The organism is Nocardia sp. NPDC051570 (genome assembly GCF_044454005.1).
Taxonomy (GTDB): Bacteria; Actinomycetota; Actinomycetes; order Mycobacteriales; family Mycobacteriaceae; genus Nocardia.
In genome coordinates, this window is sequence record NZ_JBITDI010000006.1 from 310,055 (window position 1) to 332,977 (window position 22,923).

Annotated in this window: 12 protein-coding genes; 8 read left to right on the forward strand and 4 right to left on the reverse strand. The window is 67.9% G+C overall.

What is annotated here, in order from left to right; all coding sequences use genetic code 11:
• The first annotated feature begins 30 nt into the window (after positions 1-30).
• The 4 genes from ACIA76_RS17675 (at position 31) to ACIA76_RS17690 (ending at position 1,968) form a co-directional block, all read left to right on the forward strand.
• Positions 31-327 carry a hypothetical protein gene (locus ACIA76_RS17675; protein ID WP_397152865.1) on the forward strand — a complete coding sequence of 99 codons (297 nt, stop codon included), beginning with the start codon at positions 31-33 and terminating at the stop codon, positions 325-327.
• Positions 324-992 carry a hypothetical protein gene (locus ACIA76_RS17680; RefSeq protein ID WP_397152866.1) on the forward strand — a complete coding sequence of 223 codons (669 nt, stop codon included), beginning with the start codon at positions 324-326 and terminating at the stop codon, positions 990-992. Before ACIA76_RS17675 ends, ACIA76_RS17680 begins: the two co-directional genes overlap by 4 nt.
• Positions 977-1,444 (forward strand): hypothetical protein, encoded by a 468-nt coding sequence (locus ACIA76_RS17685; protein ID WP_397152867.1) that lies wholly within the window; start codon positions 977-979, stop codon positions 1,442-1,444. The genes ACIA76_RS17680 and ACIA76_RS17685 overlap by 16 nt, the downstream gene beginning before the upstream one ends.
• Positions 1,445-1,542: 98 nt before the next feature.
• Positions 1,543-1,968: a hypothetical protein gene (locus ACIA76_RS17690; protein WP_397152868.1), complete on the forward strand. Its 426-nt coding sequence runs from the start codon at positions 1,543-1,545 to the stop codon at positions 1,966-1,968.
• An 84-nt stretch (positions 1,969-2,052) separates the two neighbouring features.
• On the opposite strand, the gene ACIA76_RS17695 is transcribed toward ACIA76_RS17690, so the two are convergent.
• Positions 2,053-2,796 carry a hypothetical protein gene (locus tag ACIA76_RS17695; protein ID WP_397152869.1) on the reverse strand — a complete coding sequence of 248 codons (744 nt, stop codon included), beginning with the start codon at positions 2,794-2,796 and terminating at the stop codon, positions 2,053-2,055.
• Between the two features lie 651 nt (positions 2,797-3,447).
• Between ACIA76_RS17695 and ACIA76_RS17700 the strand changes: the two genes are divergently transcribed.
• Positions 3,448-12,687 carry an amino acid adenylation domain-containing protein gene (locus ACIA76_RS17700; protein ID WP_397152870.1) on the forward strand — a complete coding sequence of 3,080 codons (9,240 nt, stop codon included), beginning with the start codon at positions 3,448-3,450 and terminating at the stop codon, positions 12,685-12,687.
• Positions 12,688-12,940: 253 nt separating this feature from the next.
• The gene (locus ACIA76_RS17705; protein WP_397152871.1) at positions 12,941-13,894 is read left to right on the forward strand and encodes a hypothetical protein; all 954 of its coding nucleotides are present in this window, start codon (positions 12,941-12,943) and stop codon (positions 13,892-13,894) included.
• On the opposite strand, the gene ACIA76_RS17710 is transcribed toward ACIA76_RS17705, so the two are convergent.
• Entirely contained in the window at positions 13,891-14,568 is a 678-nt protein-coding gene (locus ACIA76_RS17710) for a class I SAM-dependent methyltransferase (protein ID WP_397152872.1), read from the reverse strand. The genes ACIA76_RS17705 and ACIA76_RS17710 overlap by 4 nt on opposite strands.
• 456 nt (positions 14,569-15,024) lie before the next feature.
• Here ACIA76_RS17710 and ACIA76_RS17715 point away from each other — a divergent pair, with 456 nt between their 5' ends.
• Together ACIA76_RS17715 and ACIA76_RS17720 are read left to right on the forward strand one after the other, a co-directional pair.
• Complete coding sequence (locus ACIA76_RS17715) at positions 15,025-16,461, forward strand: flavin monoamine oxidase family protein (protein WP_397152873.1); 1,437 nt, start codon at positions 15,025-15,027, stop codon at positions 16,459-16,461.
• A gap of 33 nt (positions 16,462-16,494) precedes the next feature.
• Positions 16,495-17,229, forward strand: a complete 735-nt coding sequence (locus ACIA76_RS17720; protein WP_397152874.1) for a response regulator transcription factor — start codon at positions 16,495-16,497, stop codon at positions 17,227-17,229.
• Here the strand turns inward: ACIA76_RS17720 and ACIA76_RS17725 are convergent, their stop codons facing one another.
• Together ACIA76_RS17725 and ACIA76_RS17730 are read right to left on the reverse strand one after the other, a co-directional pair.
• Positions 17,230-18,615, reverse strand: coding sequence for an FAD-dependent oxidoreductase (locus tag ACIA76_RS17725; RefSeq protein ID WP_397152875.1), 1,386 nt, complete (start codon positions 18,613-18,615; stop codon positions 17,230-17,232).
• Entirely contained in the window at positions 18,608-22,921 is a 4,314-nt protein-coding gene (locus ACIA76_RS17730) for an amino acid adenylation domain-containing protein (protein WP_397152876.1), read from the reverse strand. The genes ACIA76_RS17725 and ACIA76_RS17730 overlap by 8 nt, the downstream gene beginning before the upstream one ends.
• Between the last annotated feature and the right edge of the window lie 2 nt (positions 22,922-22,923).

Genomic DNA, 22,923 nt, shown 5'->3' on the forward strand with positions numbered 1-22,923 from the left:
TCATCGGTGGGAGTACCCAGGGGGTGTTCGGTGCATCTGTCTCCCGAGCAGTTGCGGGATGCGGCGGCGGTATTCGATCGGATGGCCGCGGGGGTGGCGGAGTTGCCCGCGGTTCATGCCAGGGAGGCCGCGGCCGGATTGACGGGTAGTGCCGTGGGCGCGGCGCTCGGCGAGTCCGATCCGGTCAGTGTTCAGGCCAAAGGTGTTATGGCGAGCCGGTTTACCTCGTTGTCGAGTTCGCTGACCCGGATCGTGCGGGACTTCCAGGACAGCGACTTCGAGAATGCCGCGCAGATCGCGGCGCGACTCGATGCGGGGCGTGGATGAGCTTGCCGTCCAGATCCCTGGTGATCACGTGGAGCCTCGCGCCGCTGCGGACGACCGGACAGAACGCCGATACCCTCGGCGCGGCCATCGGTCCCGACAACGGGAACGGGGGTGGGCTGTCGCTGCGGACCTTCACTACGATCGCCGGGCTGAACTGGTCCGGCGTCGCCAAGGACAGTGCCGATGATCGCGCGGCGGCCGAACAGCGGGAGCTGCGGACGCTGGCGGCGGCCTATCAGGATCTGGGTGCGGCATGTCTGGGCGCATACGACGATATGACCGGGCCGTTGACCCGATTGCAGGGGTTGATCGGCGCCTACGGCAAGGTCGTCGATATCGGTGACGATTGGTCCGTCACCGGGACGCCGCCGGATATGACGGCCGCGGAGCTGCGCGACGAGCTGGTACGCAATGTCCGCGGCCTTGCCGCCGCCGATGCGAAATGGGCGCCCAAGATCATCGCGGCCAATACCGATATCGCCCGGATAACCTCGGCGGCAACGACTCCCGCCGCGGCTCCCGCGGGTGCGCTGGCCCATACCGGCAATCCGTGGCTGGATCTTCCCGGCAGACTCGGCCAGCCCGCCTGGAAGATCATCAGCGATTCGGGCACGCTGACGGCGGAACTCGCTCAGCTCTCCGGCGACGGGTGGAGCATCGAATAGGCGATCCCGGCAAAGGCAGTTATACCGATAGGCAGAGCAAGAAGATCGTCATCGACAGCACAGTCCGCGACGATCCCGTGACGACGGTCGAGCTGCTGTCCCATGAGGCCGGACACGCGTCGTACGACGGCAAGACGATCGGGCCATACTCCTCGACGAACGAATGTGTGAACGATCACCTCACCGACGAGGGCGCCGCGACCCTGAACAACATCGTCGTGGAACACGAGATCACGGAGAATCGCGGCCCGGATATCGGTGTGGCGGGCGAGAATCCGGATGTGGCGCCCTCGTGGAATGCGGCATACGACGATTACCGCAAGGCGGGGTCGACGCCGGAGGCCTACCAGCACGCGATTGCGCGGATCGGCGCGTACTACGGCGATAATCTCCATCCCTCGACGGCGCCCGATAAGACATACCGTCAGTACTATCAGGATTCGTGCAAGTGACCTGGCGCGCTGTGGTGGCGGTCATGGCCATGGCGCTCGCGGCGGGATGCACGGCCGGGCACGGAACAGATCCGAGAAGCTCCACGGAAGCGACGACGATGACAAATCATCCCACCGACATGTGGAGCCTGATCGATGCGGCGGCGGCCCGGGCCCCGCTGACCGCCGCCACATTGAATGATCTACTCGGCGTGAGCCTTTCCCCCGAATCCGGTCGGCAGACCGCGGGCCCGGCCCGACTCGGTTCCAAATTCACCGTCCAGCAGGTCGGCACCGTGAGCCGACCTGATGGCGCGTGGGTCTTCTCGTACTTCGATTTCGATACCCCGCCGTGCGTCGGTCTCGACGAGGTGAAGGGTCGCCATCCCGATATCGTGCGGACGGCGATCCCCTCGGGACATTCCCTCGAGGAGAAGTTCGTCTGGAGTTCGAAGCGGCCGTGGGGCGTCCTCAACTTCGGCTTCCGCGAGCGCGATTACTGCCTGGTCACCGTGAGTCTGCACAGCCCCGGCGACTGGGGTTAGGTCCCGAATGCACCGATCCCCCGCCCGGGACGGGGCGGGGGATCGGCTGTCCCCCCAGCGGCATTCCGCCGGGTCTGCGTCGGCCTACTTGGCCGGCGGCGTGAAGGGCTGGTTGATGGTCGTGAAGTACTGCGCGGCAGCGAGAATCGCGACCGGCGCGGTGACCAGCAGCTGACCCGCGAGGACACCCAGGGCGCCGATGGCGAAGATGCCGGCGATGCAGCCGCCGACGGCGCCCGGCACCAGACCGAACATGGCCGTGACGGCAGCGGCCGGCACGCCACCGGCGGCACCACCGAGGATGCAGCCCACGGCCGCGCCACCGATGCCACCGACCAGGGTGCCGATGGTCGCACCCATGGAGATGGTGCTGGTCATACGGTTCCAGGCCGCCTGCTCACGGTCGTACGGGGTCTTCCACGGCGCGGTGTCCTCGTACGGCAGCGCGATCGGCTTGCCCGCGGCGTCGACCGGCTTGGCCGCCGCGTCGAGCGGCTTGTAGGACGCGTGCTCGACGTCGAACTGCGGGGTCAGGGTCGCCTTGCGATCGGAGATGTCAGCGGCGATCGGGAATTCGAAATCATCGACGCGGAACTTGAGATCCGTTCCGGCCAACACGGTTCCGCTGGCATTCTTGATCTTGAAAACGCCATCCTCCACGACCATCGATCCGGCATCGGTGGCAATGATGGTGGACTTGTCGGTGGTGGTGGACTTGTAGAAGACCGCGTCACTATCGGCGGCGGGGGCGGCGTTCACAGTCCCGGCAGTGACCCCGAGCGCCGCAATCAACATCGCGGAGGTCGCCGCGACTTTCCTCATCAACATGCTTTTTTCGATCCCTTGGTCTGTTGTCCAGTACCGCCGTATCGAAGCCAAGTCCGGAAAACACCAAATGTCCTGTTCGGAACTTCTGGATGAAGACTTAGAACTGGCTGTGAATCGGCGGTGAGCACCCTGAGATGGTGCCACATCAACTCCCACACCGCTAGGTATGGAAATCCACTGCCGCCCAGACCATCTCGTCCGGCGCGCGAACGCGTCCCTCGCCACGGGCGTACCGGCGCATGGTGAATGGCTCGCTAATACCCCGCCAGAGGTATTGCGGCCGATCGGTCGGGCGGTGATGATTCCGCTGTGAAGTATCACCCTTTCAGAGCTATCGCCGCGCCGCGTGCCCGACATAGCCTGCCCGACCAGGCGCTCTAGGGACCTCGCTCGACGCCCGCCCGCGCGGGCACGGCCGCGACGGGTCACACCGGCAGCGTGTGCGACGGGCGGTCCGAGCCATGGTAAATCTACTTCCGCCGAAAAGTAATCAAGAAGTAATGTCTCCTGGTGGCGTCGTGTGGTAGCGACCGCCGGTTGCGGTGAGACGAGCGAGACCGAGGGGGACGACCGGTGCCAGACCGGATTGTCACAGCACGCCGACACAGGCCCGATACGCGCAGGACGTCCGCGCGCACACTCCCATACCTGTTGGCGACCGCTGTCGAGCGCGACCCGTCGGCGCCCGCCCTGCGGTCGGGTCGACGGATGCTCACCTATGCCGAACTCGACGAACGGTCCACGCGCCTGGCGCGGGTGCTGATCCAGCGCGGCCTGGGGGCGGAGGATCGCGTCGCGATGGTGCTGCCGCGCTCGATGGAAGCGGTTGTCGCCCTGTGGGCGGTGGCCAAAACCGGTGCGGTCTTCGTACCGGTGGATCCGCATGATCCGCCGGAGCGGATCGCGCGGCTGCTCACCGAATCGGGTGCGCGCCTCGGGCTCACGTCGGCGGATCGGGTGGCCGGACTCGGCGATGGACTCGCCTGGGTCGCACTCGATTCCGACGACTGCGATACGGAATTGGCGCTGGTCTCCGCGGAGCCGGTGTACTTCGGCGACCGGGTACGGCGGCTGTATGCCGATACCGTGGTCTGCGAGCTCGACGGTGTGTCCGTCACCCAGGACGGCCTGATCGGGCTGTGCGCCGAACAGATTCGCCGATTCGGCGTGAATCCGGACTCGCGCGTGCTGCACCTGGCCGCGCCGGGTTCCGGCGCCGCGATTCTCGAGCTGTTGCTCGCGACCGGTGCGGGCGCGACGACAATCATTGCGCCGCAGGAGAATCGGGGCACGGCGGCGCTGACCGTCCTGTTGCGGCACGAGCGGGTGACCCATGTCTTCCTCACCCCCGCCATGCTGGCCGAGATCGAGGCGAAGGACCTTCCGGATCTGACCGTGGTGCTGGTCGGCGGTGCGGCGTATCCGCCCGAGCCGATCGCGGACTCCCCCGCGGGGCGTTCGATCTTCCGGCTGTTCGGGACCGTCGAGACCTCCGTCGCGGCCGCGGTCGGCACCGCGGTCGCACCGGCGCAGACGGTCGGCGGCCCACTCCCGGGCGTGACCGCGCGGGTGCTCGACCGATTGCTGCGACCGGTGCCGCTCGGTATGGCGGGTGAGCTGTATCTGGCGGGATCGGCGATGGCGCAGGGCTATCGGAATCGGCCCGGCCCGACCGCATCCCGGTTCGTCGCCCATCCGACCGGTCGCATGTACCGCACCGGAGAGATGGTGCGGTGGGTGACCGGTGTCGACGGTGTGCCGCGATTGCAGTTCCTCGGCCGCGCCGACGGTGCGGGCCGCGGGGTGCGGACGGAACCGGGCCGGATCGATGCAGTCCTGGCCGCCGACGAATCCGTTTCCGCCGCAAGGACTTTGCGTAGACGACTGCCCGGCGGCGGCGATGTGCTCGTCGCGTATGTGGTGCCCGCGCCCGGCGCGGCCGCGGATGCGGTCGCGTGGGCCACCCGGGTGCGCCGAGAGCTGCCGCGATATGCCGATCCCGTCACGATCGTGACGATCGACGCCCTTCCGCTGATGCCGGACGGCACGGTCGACGAGGGCGCGCTGCCACTGCCCCAGCGGATGACCGCGCGGTATCGGGCCCCCATCACCCGCAGCGAGCGGATCGTGGCGGCCGCGGTGGCCGAACTGCTCGAGATCCCGCGCGCCGGCATCGATGACGACTTCTTCGATCTGGGTGGTAACTCGCTGCTGGCGGCCCGGTTGGCGGCGCGGGTGGGCGCGACCGCCGAGGTCTGGCTCGCCGCGCGCACGATATTCGAGCACACCACCGTGGCCACCCTCGCCGCGGCACTGGACCGGTTGCGGCACACCGGAACTCGCATTGCGCTGCGCCCACGGGAGCGCGGGGAGCGGGTGCCGATGGCCCCCGCGCAGCAGCGGATCTGGCTCCTGGCGCAGCTGGATCCCGAATCGGCCGCGTACAACATTCCGATCGCTCTGCGCCTGTCCGGAGATCTGGACGTGACCGCCCTGCGGGCCGCGTTCGACGATGTCCTGGAACGGCACGAGATCCTGCGCACCGTATATCCGCAGCATGCGGGCACCGGATATCAGCACATCCTGCCCGTCTCGCGGGTGCCGCTCGATCCGACGCCGGTCCGCAGTACGGAAGCCGCACTGCCGCAGCAAATTACGGCGCTGGTCGGCCGGGGATTCGATGTCACTTGCGAGGCCCCGCTGCGCGTGGGGCTGTTCCAGGTGGCCGAGACCGAATTCGTGCTGGTCGTGGTCCTGCATCACATTGCGGCCGACGGGTTTTCGATGGGTCCGCTGACTCGGGATGTGATGACCGCCTACTACGCGCGGGTGGAGGGTGGCGAGCCCGCGTGGCAGTCGTTGCCGGTGCAGTATGCGGATTTCGCGTTGTGGCAGCGTGAGGTGCTGGGTCGTGAGGATGATCCGGAGTCGGTGATCGCGCGGCAGATCTCGTATTGGGGTGCGAGTCTGCGGGGGTTGCCCGAGCAGTTGGATCTGCCGTCGGATCGGCCGCGTCCGGCCGTGGCGTCGGGTCGCGGGGCCACCTATTCGTTCCGGATCGATGCCGATACTCATGGGCGGCTGGCGGATCTGGCCCGTACGCGTGGTGCGACGTTGTTCATGGTCACTCATGCGGCGTTGTCGGTGCTGCTCTCGCGGTTGTCGGGTGAGCGGGATATCGCGATCGGTACGCCGATCGCGGGTCGTGGTGAGCGGGCGCTGGATGATGTGATCGGGATGTTCGTCAATACGTTGGTGTTGCGGACCGAGGTCGAGGCGGGGACGACGTTCACCGATTTGTTGCGGTCGGTGCGGGCGGGGGATATCGCGGCGTTCGGGCATGCGGATCTGCCGTTCGAGCGGTTGGTGGAGATTCTGAATCCGGCGCGGTCGCGGGCGCGGCATCCGTTGTTCCAGGTGATGCTGGCGTTCCAGAACCTCGGGCAGACCTCACTCGAGTTGCCGGGTTTGACGGCCAGTGGCGTGGATATGCCGATCGATACGGCGAAGTTCGATCTGCAGTTGGTGCTGACCGAGCAGCCGGGTGCGGGGGTCGAGGCGCAGTTCATCTATGCCACCGATCTTTTCGATGCCGGGACCGTGGCCGTCTTCGCGCGGCGGTTCACGCGTCTGCTGAAATCTATTGCGGCGACGCCGGATCGGCCGGTCGGGGATATCCCGTTGTTGGATGCGCAGGAGGCGTTGCAGGAGCTGCGGGGCTGGAACGCGACGGCGCTCGAGCTGTCGGCGGGTGGCACCGTGGTCGAGTTGTTCGAGGCGCAGGTCCGGGCCACCCCGGACGCGGTCGCGGTCGTCGACCGGGAGGCCGGGCAGAGTCTGTCCTACGCCGAGTTCGCGACTCGTGTGCATCGGCTGGCGCGGCATCTGGTCGAGTCCGGTGTCGGGCCGGAAACGTTGGTGGCTTTGGGTCTTCGGCGGTCGCTGGACCTGGTCGTGGCCATCTACGCGGTGCTCGAGGCGGGTGGCGGGTATGTGCCGCTGGGTCTGGACCAGCCTGTCGAGCGGATCGCGTATGTGCTCGAGACCGCGCGGCCGGTCGCGGTATTGACCACTGCGCGTGATGGTTTCACCGTGGACGAGTTGCCGGTGCTGATCATCGATCGACTCGAGTTGTCGGCGTATGCGGACATTGCGCTGACCGATGCGGAACGCCGTGCACCGCTGCGTGCTTCGAACCCGGCCTATGTGATCTTCACGTCGGGTTCGACCGGCCGCCCGAAGGGTGTGGCCGTCCCGCATTCGGCGGTGGTGAATCAGATCCGGTGGATCACCGGTCAATACGGTGTCGGCGCCGAGGATGTGGTGCTGTTCAAGACGCCCGCGACGTTCGATGTGTCGGTATGGGAGCTGTTCGTCCCACTGTCGGCCGGCGCCCGGATGGTTGTCGCCACCCCGGACGGGCATCGCGATCCGCAGTATCTCGCCGACGTGATCGCGGCCGAGCGGGTCACGATGACCTCGTTCGTGCCGTCGATGCTCACCGTATTCTCCACGAGCGCCGACACCGCGACCCTCTCATCGCTGCGCGCGCTGCTGATCGCCGGTGAGACATTCACCTCCGACGCGGTACGGGCATTCCGCCGCGTCAGCACCGCCCGGCTGCACAACCTGTACGGCCCCACCGAATTCACCGTGCACGCCACCCACGCACCCGTCACCGACGACGTGCGGGGAGCCGTGCCCATCGGCCTACCGGTCTGGAACGCCCAGGCCTACGTGCTCGACGGCCGCCTGCATCCGGTCCCGCCGGGTGTCCCGGGCGAGCTGTATCTGGCGGGCGATCAGCTCGCGCGCGGCTACTTCGGCCGCGCCGACCTGACCTCGGACCGCTTCGTGGCCAACCCCTTCGGGCTACCCGGAGAGGCCTCTCGCATGTACCGCACCGGCGACCTGGTCCGCCGCACCGCGGATGGTCAGCTCGTGTATCTGGGCCGCACCGACTTCCAGGTGAAGCTGCGCGGCCTGCGCATCGAACTCGGCGAGATCGAAACCGCCTTGACCACAGACGAATCCGTGGCCCAGGCCGTCGCGCTGGTGCGCTCGGACGAGCGAACCGGCGACCAGCTCGTCGCCTACGTCGTCCCGGCCGAGAGCGATATCGACCCCGACGCCCTGCGAGCCCTGCTGGCGCGACGACTCCCGTCCTATATGGTCCCGGCGTCGATCATGGCTCTGGACGCCATGCCCTTGAACCCGAACGGCAAACTCGACCGCCGCGCCCTGCCCGAACCCCCTTTCACCGCACGCGAATTCCGCGCCCCGTCCACCCCGGCCGAGGAGACCGTCGCCGCGACCTTCGCCGAGGTCCTGGGCCTGACCGCCCCGGTCGGCGTCGACGACGACTTCTTCGAGCTGGGCGGCAACTCCCTCATCGCGACCCAGGTCGTCGCACGCCTGGGCGCGGCGCTGGGCACCCGCGTGCCGATGCGGCTGATATTCGAAGCACCGTCGGTGGCCGCGCTGGCCGCACACGTGCACGACCTCATCGGAACCGGCCACCGCCGCACACTGGCGGCCCGGCCACGCCCCGACCGGATCCCGCTGTCGCTGGCACAGCAGCGCATGTGGTTCCTCAATCGCCTCGATATCACCAGCGCGGTCAACAACATCCCGCTGGCCGTCCGCCTGTCCGGCGACCTGGACACCGACGCGCTCCACGCCGCCGTCCGCGACGTCCTCGACCGCCATGAGGTCCTGCGCACCGTCTACCCCGAAACCACCGACGGCCACGGCGCCCAGGTGATCCTGCCCATCGGCACGAATGCGACGGCCCTGGAACCGATCCCGGTCACCGAACCCGACATCGTCGAACGCATCGGTGTCCTCGCCCGCACCGGCTTCGACGTCACCACCGAAATCCCGATCCGCGCACAACTGTTCCGGCTCACCCCGACCGAACACGTCCTGGCGCTGGTCGTACACCACATCGCCGCCGACGGCTTCTCCATGGGCCCGCTGACCCGGGACGTGATGACCGCCTACGCCGCCCGCGCCGAAGGCCACCCACCGGCCTGGCTGCCGCTGCCGCTGCAATACGCCGATTTCGCCCTCTGGCAGCGCGAGATACTCGGTGCCGCAACGGATTCGGATTCCCTCCTGTCCGCGCAGGTGCGGTTCTGGCGGGAGACGCTGGCCGGGCTGCCGCCACTGCTGGAGCTGCCGGCCGATCGGCCCCGGCCGCCGGTGGCCGGTCAGCACGGCGCGGCCCAGGGTTTCGAGGTGGACGCGGAACTGCATCGTGCGCTCGAGGCGCTGGCCCGCGAACGCGGTGTCTCGCTGTTCATGCTGATCCATGCCGCGCTCGCGGTGGTACTGGCCCGCATCTGCGATACCGATGATGTCGCCGTGGGTGCGCCGGTGGCCGGGCGTGGGGAACGCGAACTCGACGATCTGGTCGGCATGTTCGTCAATACCCTGGTGCTGCGCACACGGATCGATGCGGCCGAACCCTTCGCCCGGCTGCTCGAGCGGGTGCGGGAAACCGATCTGGCCGCCTTCAGCCATGCCGATCTCCCGTTCGAACAGCTCGTGGCCGAACTGGATCCGCCCCGGTCCCAGGCCCACCATCCGCTGTTCCAGGTGGCGCTGGCCTTCCAGAACTTCGGCGCGCAGGCACTGCGGCTGCCCGGGCTGACCATCGCCGCCGTCGACTCGGGCGACGAGGTCGCCACCGTCGACCTGCAGTTGACCGTGGTGCCACCGCAGCCGAATACCCCTGCGGGACTGCGATGTTCGTGGCGCTACGCGACCGATCTGTTCGACGAGCCGACCGTGGCCGCGCTCACGAGGAGGCTGATCACCGTCCTGCGCACGGTGGCGACGGATCCACACTGTGCCGTCGGAGACCTGCCGCTGACCGACGATTCCGAACCGACGGCCGCCCTCGGGGTCGAACGCCCCGTACCGCACCGGCTGCTGCTGGACGCCTTCGACGAGCAGGCCCGGCGACGCCCCGGCGCCCCGGCGCTGACCTGCGACGGGGTATCGCTGACCTACGGCGAGCTGGCCAGCCGGGTGAACCGATTGGCGCGGCTGCTCATCGCCCTCGGCGTCGGACCGGGTACGACGGTCGCCCTGGCGATGCGTCCCGCACCCGAACTAGTCATCGGCATGTACGCGATCGCGCGAGCGGGCGGCGCCTACGTGCCGATCCATCCGGACCATCCCGCCGACCGGCGCGCCGAGATGCTCCGCACCGCGGCACCGCTGTGCGTCGTGACCACCGCGCGCGACGGTATCGATATCGCGGACCGCGCGGTACTGCCGGTCGATCGACTGCTGAATTCCGGTGTCCTGTCCGGCTTCTCGGATGAGCCGCTCGCCGATGCGGAGCGGACGCGCCCGGTGCGCGCACAGGATCTTGCCTACATCATCTTCACCTCCGGCTCGACCGGGCGCCCGAAGGGCGTGGGCGTTCCGCATGCGGCGATCGCCAATCAGACCGCATATCTGTCCGCCGAATATCGACTGACGGACTCCGGCACCTTCCTGCAGATGGTGCCGTTCACCTTCGACGCCTCGCTGATCGGGTTCGCCGCACCGCTGTCGGTCGGCGCCCATCTGGTGCTGGCCTCCGACGACGGACAGCGCGATCCCGGATACCTCGCCGCGGCGATCGAACGATACGGAGTGACCGCCACCAATACCGTGCCCTCGCTGCTGGAGGCACTGCTGGACCTGGCCCCCGCCCACGCACTGGCGACACTGCGGACGGTATGGGTGGGCGGTGAACCGTTGCCTACCAGCACGATTGCGCGATTCGCCACCGTGGGCGGTGCGCGGCTGCACAACCTGTACGGGCCGACGGAGGCGACGGTCTCGATCACCGCCGCCGATGTCACCGAGATCGGCGACGGTCCGGTACCGATCGGAGATCCGCACTGGAACTGCCGCGCCTACGTGCTCGACGCCCGGCTGCGTCCGGTACCGCCGAACACCCCGGGCGAGCTGTATCTGGCCGGGCCGCAACTGGCCCGCGGATATCTCGGCGAATCCGCCCGTACGGCCGAACGTTTCGTGGCCGAGCCATTCGGCGAGGGTTCGCTGATGTATCGCACCGGCGACCGGGTGCGCCGCACCACCACCGGTGCGCTGGAATACTTGGGCCGCACCGACTTCCAGCTCAAACTGCGCGGTCTGCGGATCGAGCCGGGCGAGGTGGAGGCCGCGCTGCGCGCACATCCGGCGGTCGCCGCGGCGGCGGTCGTGGTGCGCGGCGAACAGCTCGTCGGCTACGTCACCGCCGCCGACGAGGACGCGATGAACACCGCGGACGTGCTGGAGACAGCACGAAAGCTGCTGCCGGACTACATGATTCCGGCACAGGTGCTGGTCCTGGAGAACCTGCCCCTGGGCGCGACCGGCAAGCTGGATCGGGCGGCCCTGCCCGATCCGCAGACCGCGATCCGCGAATTCACCGTCCCCGCAACCCCGGACGAGCAGATCGTGGCGGAGGTCTTCGCCACGATCCTCGGTGTCGACCGCGTCGGCCGCGACGACGACTTCTTCGCCCTCGGCGGAACCTCGTTATCGGCCATCAGGGTTCGCGCCGCACTGACCGAACGGCTCGGCTTCGACGTCCCCCTGCGCCGGCTGTTCAGCTATCCGCGGATGAGCGATCTCGCCGCGGCGCTACGAGCCGAACCCGCGGCCGTCGCCGATGCCGCCGATCCACGGGCCGACGCGATACTCGACCCGGCGATCGACATCATCGACCGCACACCGCCACACCACGGCGAACCCGCGGCGATTCTGCTCACGGGCGCCACCGGATTCCTCGGCGCGTTCCTGCTGCGCGAACTGCTGGAGCGCACCCCGGCCACGATCTACTGCCTGGTCCGAGCCGCCGACGACGATGCGGCCCGCGCCCGGATCACCGCCACCGCGCAGCGATACCGCATCGATCTCGCCGCGTACGACGCCCGAATCATCGCCGTACCAGGCGATCTCGCCCTCCCCCGCCTCGGCCTGGACCCGGCGCGATTCGCCGATCTGGCCGAGCGGATCGATACCATCCACCACAACGGCGCGCTGGTCAATCACCTGGAACCGTATGCCCGCATGCGGGCGGCGAATGTCGGCGGCACCGTGGAGGTGCTGCGGCTGGCCACGACGACACGCGTCAAACCGGTGCACTACGTCTCGACGGTCTCGGTGCTGGCCGGGGTCACCGAGGACGGGGCTCCCCCGGCGGGTGTGCCGGACTATGTGGTGACCAAATGGGTTGCCGAACAACTGATCCGGGCCGCCGCGCAGCGCGGCGTCCCCACCGCGATCTACCGGCCCGGGATGATCACCGGCGACTCCCGCACCGGCGTCGCCGGCACCGACGACGCCTGGTGGACGATGCTGCGCGCGATGGTGATCCTCGGCCTGGCACCGGATTTCGCGGGCGGTGCGGTCGAGATGGTCCCCGTCGACCATGTGGCGGCCGCGATCGTGCGGCGCGCGGGCGAACCCGGCGACGCGGGCGCGGCATATACCCTCGCGCCGCCGCATCCGACGCCGCTGCGCGCGCTGGTGACCGAAATCCACCGCCGCGCTTACCGTTTGGAGCTGGTCGAGCCCGAATACTTCCTGGAGGTCCTGACCACCGTCGCCCAGCAACGCGCCACCACCGGCGATGACATGCTGTCCCGCGCCGCGGCCCTGAGCATCAACTTCGCCGGCGGGGTCGGCGGCGACGAACCGGCCCCGGATATCGCCGAACCCGATCCGGCGCCCTCGACCGTGTCGTGCCCGACCGTCGATGCCGCGACGCTCACCCGCTACTTCGACTACTTCGTCGAGGTCGGCTTCTTCCCGCCCCCGTCGGCCGAGCCGATCCGGCCCGTCACCACGCCGCCGCCCGCCATGGCCGAAATGCTATGATGGCGGCGCGCCGGCTGGTGAGTGACTCCCATGGTCGGAAAGCGGGATCCCGTAATAGGGCAGCTTTCGGATGCATGTAGTTAGAGGGATCACCGGAGCGAATATGGTCGGCGCGCAGCCACTGATGAACGGATCGGTTCCATCTCGTCGACCAGCACCTCGGTGCGGTATGCCGATCTGAACAGTGGAGGGGAGAGATCGGCATATCGCAGCGCAGTGCTTCCGGACGCCGGAATGACTACGCTGTGCGGTTATGCATCTGCCGCGCTGCTGGTTCGGCGTCGACGTCATCGCCACCCTGCTGCGCGAGGAGATCTTCATCCACTCCGCGGGCGGACAGCGCGTGGCCCGTCCGCTGCGCCGGGTCGCGTCCCGGCTGGGATTCGATCGCCAGGGCGAGGATCTGTTCACGGCCGTCGTCCGGGACGCGCTGGCCGGTCCCGCGGTGGACCGGGTCCGAGCGGAGGGTGGGCTGGAATGCCATACCCACTGGATCAAGGCCCCCGATGACACCTCGGTCGGCCTGATCGTCTGGCTGGCCGCCGCGCCGGTGCAGATCCGTCCGGTCTACAACTCGTGGATCCTCGACCTGCACAAGGTCGCAACCCGCAGCGGCGGCGACAACCTCGGCCTGATCGGTTCGGACCGTCTGCCCGGTGAGGAGCGGCCGATCAGGGATCTGCTGCGCCATACCAACCCCGAGGACGCCGGGGAATTCCTCTCGCTGTACTACGGCGCCCGGACCGGGAAGGAGGGCGCCTACACCGAGGCGTTCTGGTCGGTACGCCCAGGCGACGACTGGGTCCATTTCTGGTCCAGCACCAATCTCGTCGGCTCGGCCGATTCCGGCCGCGCCACCGTCTACGGGCTGACCGCGCAGCTGCGCGATCGCGAACTGGATACGCGCCTGGGCACCCTCGTGCGGTACACCAATGCCACCTTGCTGATGGTCGACGCGCAGAACAAGGTGACCGTGACCGCCACCGGCGAGCTCGCCCCCGCACTCGAGGACGAGCAACTGCTCGAGCAGGTACTCGCTCAGATCGATACCGATCGGGTGCTCGCGGCGACCTCGGACTCCGTCGTCGAACAGACGATCGCGATCGAGGGAGACCAATTCCGCGCCGCGGCCTTCTCGGTGACCAACGCGCGCAAACATATCGACGGTCCGGTCGCGATCCTGCTCGTACCCGCCCGCACCGATTAGCGGCGGGGCTGCCGGGCCGTCCAGAGGGCGATCGAGCCGATGGTGTTCACCCGCACGTCCGCATAGGCCTTCTCCAACGCGCCGACCAGGCCGTCGAGATCGTCGTCCTCGTTGTGGAAACCACCGCGGCGGTTGAAGGACGCGGAGGTGGCGCGCGAGATCCGGGTATGCGGGACGTCATGGGACAGTACGGTCGCGCCGAAGAACACGCCGTCATCGGCCGTCGCGTCGGCGATATGCGCGAACGCGATCCCCTTGCTGTCCCAGCCGCCCGGCACGCAGTGCATCAACAGGCTCGCCGCGACCGAGGCGTAGCGACGCTCGACCGGCAGCGGGCGCAGCACGCTGGCGATATGGGTGGTGGGTTCGATCCGGCGTTCGCGCAGCCGTCGACCGGCCATATCCAGCGGATGCTGGTTCAGGTCGATCAGCGTGATCCGCGGCTGCGAGGTCGGGAAGACGGCACGCGCCAGATGTCTGCCGGTGCCCGGGCCGATGTCGAGGTGATCGCCGGAGACGTTGTCGTCGTAGAGCCGCCGCAGATGCCTGGTGGGGCAGCGCCAGACGACCGTGTTGTTGAACCCGAGCACCCAGAGGTCGTAGACGCGCAGCAATCCGGGCGAATACGGGTGCGCGCCGTCCAGCTCCGCCTGACTGATTTCGTTCGACTCCATGTTCGATGACTCCGTGTGGTTGAGGGGGGTGCCGAAAACGAGCCTCGCACAAGGCTTCCGCATTCGGTCGCAGGAGTCGCTCACCGGCCGACGCGTTCCGATCATAGCCCGCGCACGAGATCCGGGCCGGATCCGCGGGTTCTACAAACTTGAACAAAACCCCGTACCTCATTTCGGCATTACTTATTCTTGACTTGTAATGTGATAAACGTCACACTTCATTCAGGCAAACGACATCCGGGCAGCGCGGTGAGAAACAATTCCGGCGAGTAACGTCCGGGCAACCGTCAACCATTGTCACCATGTTTGCCCCATCTGAAAAGACTTGATACGCTGGATTCAGTCGGAATGGACGAGAAAGAATGGGGGTTCTTTTCTATTCGCACGTATTCTTGTCTTTGATCTTGATACTTCGATGGATATGTGCGACACGCGCAGTTCATCGAAAGGAAAGTAGTGCCCGGGCCGACGCAACAGGATGTCCGAAACACCTTCGATAGTGGCCTCCCCCCACAGACCTCCGTCAATTCCGTGATCGTCGTGGGAGCCGGTCTGGCCGGACTCGCCGCCGCCTATGAATTGGCGCAGCGAGGAATCCGGGTCACCGTGCTCGAGGCGAGCGATCATCCGGGCGGGCGAACCCGGACTCTTCGTCATCCATTCGCCGACGACCTCCGCGCCGAGGCCGGTGCGATGACGGTGACCCAACATTGCCACTACACCATGCACTACCTGAGGAAGATGGGCGTCGAGACCGAGCCCAGCGACCTCGTCGACACGGATTTCTATTACTACCGCAACGGTATTCGCATACGCCCGGACAAGATCGGCGATCATGCCGTGGAGCTGGGCCTCAACGCCGCGGAACGGGACCTCTCCGTCGCCGATATGATCGCCGGATACGTCACGAAATGGCATGAGAACATCGGTCCGGAAATCGCCGAACTCACCTGGACCCCGACGCCGCGCCTGCTGGAACTCGACCGGATCTCCGTCCGCCGCGCCCTCGTCGATCGCGGCGCCTCCGCGGCAGCGATCGGCCTGATGGAACCGATGTTCCTGGAGATGCGCGGCGGCGAACTGGAATCCGCCTCGGCGATGTCGTGGGCGCGGTACGAATCGGGCCCGCGCTCCTTCTCCACCGCCGACGCCGGGTGGTACAAGATCAAGGGCGGTACCGATCGGCTCGCCCGGGCGCTGGCGGACAAGATCACCGACCGCATCCTCTACCACCGGCCCGTCGTCCGCATCACGCAGAACGAGCGCGAGGCGCAGGTGACCTTCCTCGATCGCGAGCGGCTACAGACCCTGCGGGCCGACCGGGTGATCGTGACCGCACCGGCCACCACCCTGCGGCGGATCAATCTCTCGATGGCCGGGATATCGGCGGAGAAACACTCGGCCGTTCGTCGACTTCGCTATGCGTCGATATTGCGCATATTCCTGCAGATGCGCACGAAGTTCTGGCCGGAAGAACGGCTGATGATATCGACGGATACGGCCATCGCCACCGTCCGTGATGCCACACCGCGGCTGCCGGGACCGCGCAAGATCGTCGAATGCTGGCTCACCGGATGGCCCGCCCAGGCGGCGGCGAATCTGAGCCCCGACGAACGCATCGAATTCGCGTTGCGCGAGGTCGAGCCGATCCTGCCCGGCGCCCGGGAGAACTTCGAACTGGGTACCTCCGTGGCCTGGGACAACGAGCCGTATGCGGGCGGCGCGTACATACTTCCGGAAACGGGTCACAGTGAACTCATGGCCCCGCTCCGAACACCGGAGGGCCGAATACATTTCGCCGGCGAGCATACCGCATTCGAACCCAATGGCGGATCGATGAACTATGCGCTGGAATCGGCCGCCCGGGTACTCATCGAAATGTCCGCAGCATAAGCATTGATCCTGACGCTGGAAAGGGGGAGTCAATTGCTTCATCCGCGTCTGTTGCTCGTGGCGGATTGTCAAGGTATCGAGGAGACGGTCAAGGACCTCAAACGGCACGGTTTCGAAACCGATACGGCCGCGACGGGTACCGAGACCATGGCCTCGTACTCCGATTTCGACGTGGTGCTCATCGATCTCGAATTCACCGATTTCGATGGGCTCACGTTATGTCGGGAAATCCGCCGGGCAAGCGAGATCCCGATCATCGCCTTCGCCTCGCCCTTCGAGCTCGATCGGATCCTGGCACTGGAGGCGGGCTGCGACGACTGCGTCGTGAAGCCGTACCACAGCCGCGAACTCATGGCGCGCCTGCGGGCATTGCTGCGACGCGTCCACATCATGTCCCAGCCGTCGCTCATCGTGGGCGAGCTGGAGATCGATTCGGCGCTGCGCGAGGTCCGCGTCGGCGGCCGACTGGTCGAGATGACCCGCAAGGAATTCGAACTGCTGCGGCTGCTCGCCACCGAACCGCATAAGGTCTTCTCCCGGGCCGAACTGCTGCGGCGGGTGTGGGGATACGACGACCTCGACGCCGAGGTGACATCGCTGGCGAGCCGGACCATCGACACCCACCTGAGCAGCGTCCGCAAGAAGCTCGGATCCCCGGACTGGATCCTGACCGTCCACAGCATCGGCTTCCGCTTCAACGATGAAGCGCTCAAATGTAAACCGGCACATGCCGAAACACCCGCCCCCGCCGGGGAGGCGGCGGGCTGACTACCCGGTCCGCACCGTCTCCGGAGCGAACCCGTGACTGTACAGCTCGACGAAGTCACCGATCACCGCGTCCTGCTCGCGCGGCAGATCGCGCCCGCGGCACAGCGAGTCCAGCACCGAGCTCAGCTCGGTGTGCACCCGCCGTGCCGCGTCGTAGGGCGTATGGGAGAACGCCACCAGCTGATACAGCGGGGTGAACAGTTCGGGACGCAGCTCGTGCAGCCGTCGTTCCAACGCACGCCGCGCCAGAAACCGCGGATTGTTCACGTGATCGGACAGCTCGTCCAGATTGCGCAGCGACAGTTCGGCCAGCGCGTGCCCGGCCTTGACCCGCACCTGGCTGTACTTCTCGGCAACCAGCGCGGCCACGACCCTGCCGTCGCAGCTCGTGGGCCGGAACTTGCCCAGCAGACCCGACAGCGTCGCGGCATCCTCGAAGCTGCAGTTGATGCCCTGTCCGAAGAACGGCACGACCGCATGTGCGGCATCGCCGACCAGCACCACCCGAAGATGGTGGTACGGAGCACAAGTGACGATCCGCAGCCGCCCGGGATCCCGGGCCGCCAGATCCGTGCCGACCTCGACCATCCGCCCGAACACGTCGGGGAATTCGGTCGCGCAGTAGCTGCTGATCGCATCGGCCGAGGGCAGATCCGAGAAGTACCGATGCGGCGCGTCCCCGGCCAGCGGCTTGAACAGGCTCGTGGTGAAGGTCTGATCCCGGTTCGGCTGGGCCTGCAGGAAATGATCGCCGCGCGGCCACAGATGCATTCCGGTCGGGTCGGCGTCGCCGTAATCCATGGTGATCTCGGCGTAGCCGTGCGATATGGTCTCGCTCGTCACCCAGATATCCGCCGGATGCGCCGCGGCGACGGCCTCGCGCACCGCGCTGTTGGCGCCGTCGCAGCCGACCACCAGATCCCCTGTGAACCAGGTGGTTTCGCCGCGCGCGTCGCGCAGCAGCACCGCTGGACGCGCGGTGTCCACATCGATACACGCTCGGCCGTAATGGATTCGGGCCCCCGCGCGCAGCGCCTGATCGCGCAGGATGTCCTGCAGCACCCGCCGCGGGATGGACAGCAGATGGTGCGCGTCGGTGGTGCCGTACGGCTGGGTGGAGATCGCGCCGTCACGGTGATGGATGATCCGCTTGGCCAGCACCGAACCCTGAAGGTAGAGGCGTCTTTTCACCGATCGGGGCAGACAGTCCAGACCGCGTGAGGTGAGGGTGAGATTGAAGGAGTGACCCGATCCCGTCCCATCCGACTCCTCACCTCGCTCGAAGACATCCACCCGCAGGCCCTGGCGGCACAGCAGCGTCGCCAGGGCGCAGCCGACCGGACCGGCGCCGATGATCACCACCGAACGCATCTGCAGTTCAGGCACTGCGACCTCCTCCCTGAGGTAACGCGTCCGACGGCGGCAGGGCGCCGACGGCGCGGAAATACTCGAACATGCGGTGGATCCAGGCGGTGTCCACCGGTGGGTACGGGCAGCCGAGGCGGGCCAGTGCGCGCCGGGACTTCTCGTTGTCGAACGAATGCGCGCCCAGGCGCATCACGCCCTCACGCATGAAGGGCACCAGCGGGCCGAGTCCCTGACTGCGTTCGTCGGTTTCGACCTGCCGTTCCAGGGCCGTCATCCAATCGGCCGGGGCGGTCGGGCGCACCGGATAGCCCTCGCCGCGGATGGCCTCGATGATCGTGGGCCAGGCCAGTCCGTCCGCGTGGTAGAGGTGCCAGTTCTCGTTGTCCGGCTCGGCCTCGGACAAGCGGATGATCGCCCGCGCCACATAGTCCACCGGCAGCAGATCGATCGCCGGTGATTCCACGATGTCGGCCGGGTAGTGGCCGAGCAGCGCGAAACCCTTCATCTGCAACCAGAAGAAGTCGTCGTGCCGGCACGCGCCGGTGCGGCGGTGACCGGCGATGCGGCCGACGCGATGCAGGGTGACCGGCAGTCCGGCCCGCCGCGCCTGCAGCGCAAGATGTTCCGCGACCCATTTGCTCTGCGAGTATCCGATGCCCAGCGAGGCGGGATCGCCCGGCACCGTATCCTCCCCGACCCGGCCGACCGTGGCGTCCGGCGGGAAGACACCGAGGGTCGAGATCAGGCGCAGCGGCGTGCGATTGACCGCGCAGAAGTCGATGAGCTCCCGGAGACCGTCGACATTCGTGCGCTTGACCGTGTGATAGGGCACGACGAAGTTGATATGTGCCGCAGCGTGATACACCTCGCGCACCGCCAGCGCCCGCGCCTCGTATTCCTCGCCGAGTCCGAGCCGTGGCCGGGCGAGATCGCCCAGGCAGATATCGACCTCATCGAGGCGGGAGGGGTCCAGGGCGAACTTCCGGAACGTCCGGCGAATGCGATCGCGCCCCTCCTCGACGCTGTCGGCGCGCACCAGGGCGCGCACCCGGCGCCCGGTGCGCTGCAGTTCGTCGAGCAGATGGCTGCCCAGGAATCCCGTTGCCCCCGTGAGTAATACGGGCGCGTCGACCGGTTCGCGGCGAGATCCGATCACGAGGTCGTGCAGGCGGGCCTCCGCGCGCAGATCCGGTGTCGCGGCGCTGTCGCGGTCGGCGAGTCGACCCGCCATACCGCGCGGCGTGGGCGTACTCAGCAGCGCCGAGAGCGGAACATCGGTCGCGAAGCGCTGCTTGACCATCCGGTGCAACCGGGCGGCGAGCAGCGAATGTCCGCCCAGGACAAAGAAATCGACATCCGGCGTGGCGGGCCGCTGCCCCAGCACCTCGTTCCACAGCTCGGCCATCGCCCGCTCCGAATCGGTCCAGTCGACGTCGGCCACGGGGTCCACGGTGGCGGGCCGGTCGAGCAGCGTCTCCAATGCCCGGCGGTCGGTCTTGCCGTTCGGGGTCACCGGAATGGTGTCGATGCGGGTGAGCCGGCGCGGGATCATGTAGTCGGGCAGGGCCGCGCCGAGCCTGATGCGCCAGTCCGCGGGCGGCTCGGCGGCACTCTGCACGACGGCGTGCAGCGCACGGTCACCGCCCGCGGCCACCACGAGCACGGCGGCCGCCGCCACGCCCAATTCCCGTTCCAGCGCGGCCTCGACCTCGCCCGGTTCGACGCGGTAGCCGCGGATCTTGACCTGATCGTCGCGGCGACCGCGATAGTGCAGCTGCCCGTCCGGCGTCAGCACGACCACATCGCCGGTGCGGTACATCCGCTGTCCGGGGACGAACGGGTCGGCGACCATGGCCGCGCGCGTCTTATCCGGCAGGCCCAGATATCCGGGCGAGACGACCGGGCCCGCGACGCACAGCTCACCCTCGACGCCGAACGGCACGGGCCGGGCCGAGCCGGTCGAATCGGGATCGTCGAGCACGTACGCGTCGACACCGGCGACCACCCGGCCCATGGGCGGAATGGTCGGCCACGCATCGGGATCGGCGGGCAGCGCGGCCCAGCTGCACAGATGTGCCTCCGACGGCCCGTAGGCGTTGATCAGCCGAGCCTCCGGATTGCGCCGGAACATCGCCCGCAGATCCGCGGTGACCACCAGCCGCTCACCGGTGACATACACCTCGCGCAGCTCCGGCAGCTCCCGCGCCGACGCCCGCAGCACCGCGGCGAGTTCGCGCAGCGCCACATACGGCAGATACATCCGCTCGACACGCTGATCGGCCAGCAGTGCGGCCAGTTCCTCGAAATCGGTGCGGGCGCTCGCGGGCGGCACCACCAGAACGCCTCCGCCGCACAGGGATCCGAAGACCTCGATCGCGAACACGTCGAAGGCCGGTGGCATGTACTGCAAGGTGCGCATCGGCCGGCCCGCGGAGAAGATCGCCTGATTGTGTACGAGATTGGCCAGCGTGATCTCCGGCAGCGCGACACCCTTGGGCCGTCCGGTGGATCCGGAGGTGTACACGATGTAGGCCGTATCCTCCGGCGTCTTCCGTCCGCTCTCGACTCGCATCGCCCCGCCGTCCATATCGGACGAATCGAGAACCTCGAGCCCGTCGGGCAGTGTCACCCCGGACGGCCCGGTCCCCCGCTCGCGCACCAGAATCGTTGCGCCACAGTCCCGTAACGCGAAGCTCATCCGCTCGGCCGGTTGATCCGCGTCGAGCGTGACATACGCACCGCCCGCGCGCAGAATGCCGACGATCACGGCCACCAGATCCGGACCCGGCCGCATCAGCACGGCGACCGGCCGCCCGTCGCGGACTCCGCGCGCGGCCAGGCTCGCCGCCACCGCATCGGCCCGCCGACCGAGATCGGCGTAGGTCGTCACCGCACCGTCGGCCGTCGTCACCGCGGGCCGCGCACCCGCCGCCTCGACGGCCGCCGCGAACAGATCGGCGGTCAACTCGGTGCCCAATTCGGGCGCGGCCGTGCGGCGTGCGCACAGTTCGCCGATCGCTCGCCACTCCGCCTCGCTCACCCAGGCCAGATCCCGGACCCGGGTATCCGGCCCGGTCAGCACGCTCTCGATCAGCACCCGCAGGCGCTGCGCGAGATAGGCGGTGAAGCTCTCGCCGTCGTCCGCGGCCGTCGCATGTTCGACATTCAGCGTGTAGTGCCCCGAGGTCTCGTCGACCAGGAGCGCCAGCTCGTACTTCGCTCCGCCCGGCACGTGGTCCCAGGTCTGGGCGCCCCACGCGGGCAGATCGAGCCGACGGGCGTCGGACGGCATCACGGTGATCATCGCGTTGAAGACCTCACCGGCCGCGTCCTGGGCCGCACCGGCCGCACGCAGCCCGCCGACCACCGCCTCCAGCGGCGTATGTCGATGCCGAAGTGCCTCGAGCACTTCGCGTCTCACCGATCGCAGCACATCGCGCGCGGTCGCGTCACCGGCCAGCCGATGCCGCAGCACCACGGTATTGGTGAGATGTCCGAGCACCTCGGCGTCACCGCCGCCGCGCACGGAGACCGGAATACCCAGCAGCACATCATCATTGCGGGTATGCCGGTGCAACAGCACGAAGTACAGGGCGATGAAGAACATGCTCGTGGTGACGCCGTGGGCCGCACAGAACTCGCGCACCCGCGCCGAGTACGACTCGTCGAGCACGGCATGGCCGACGACATGCCGGGCCGGGCCCTGCCCCGGCAACCCGAGGGGCGCGGGGGCCGGAGCATCGGCCAGCTTGTTCTGCCAGTAGCTCAATGCGACCGCATCCGTGGACAATTCGGACCAGCGCGCATAGGCCTCGATCGACTGCCGCCGCGGTCGCCGCGCCGGTTCGTCGCCGTGCGTGAGCGCGCGGTAGACCGCCTCCACCTCACCGAGGTACGGCCTCCAGGACAGGCCGTCGAACACGGTGTGGTGAATGTTGAACACCAGCACGCTGCGATCCTCGCCGGATAGCCGCAGATGCCGCACCCGCGCGAGTGGGCCGTCGCGCAGATCGAAGGTGGCCGCCGCGATCCGGGCCACCTGTTCGGCCACCCAGGCGTCGACATCGCCGCCGGGATGGTCCCGCGCGTCGACGATCGGCGGCAGCTCGTCGTGCACCACCTGCCGCAGTTCGCCGTCGGCGCTCATCTCGAAGGTGGTGCGCAGCGCCGAATGCCGCTGGTGCACAAGGTGTAATGCCCGCACGAGCCGGGCCTGATCCAGCCGGATGCGCACGCGCAGCACCAAGGGTTGGTTGTAGGCCGTGGGATCGGCCCCGTAGATGCTGGCGAACCACATCCCGGGCTGGGCCGGTGATGCGGGCATTC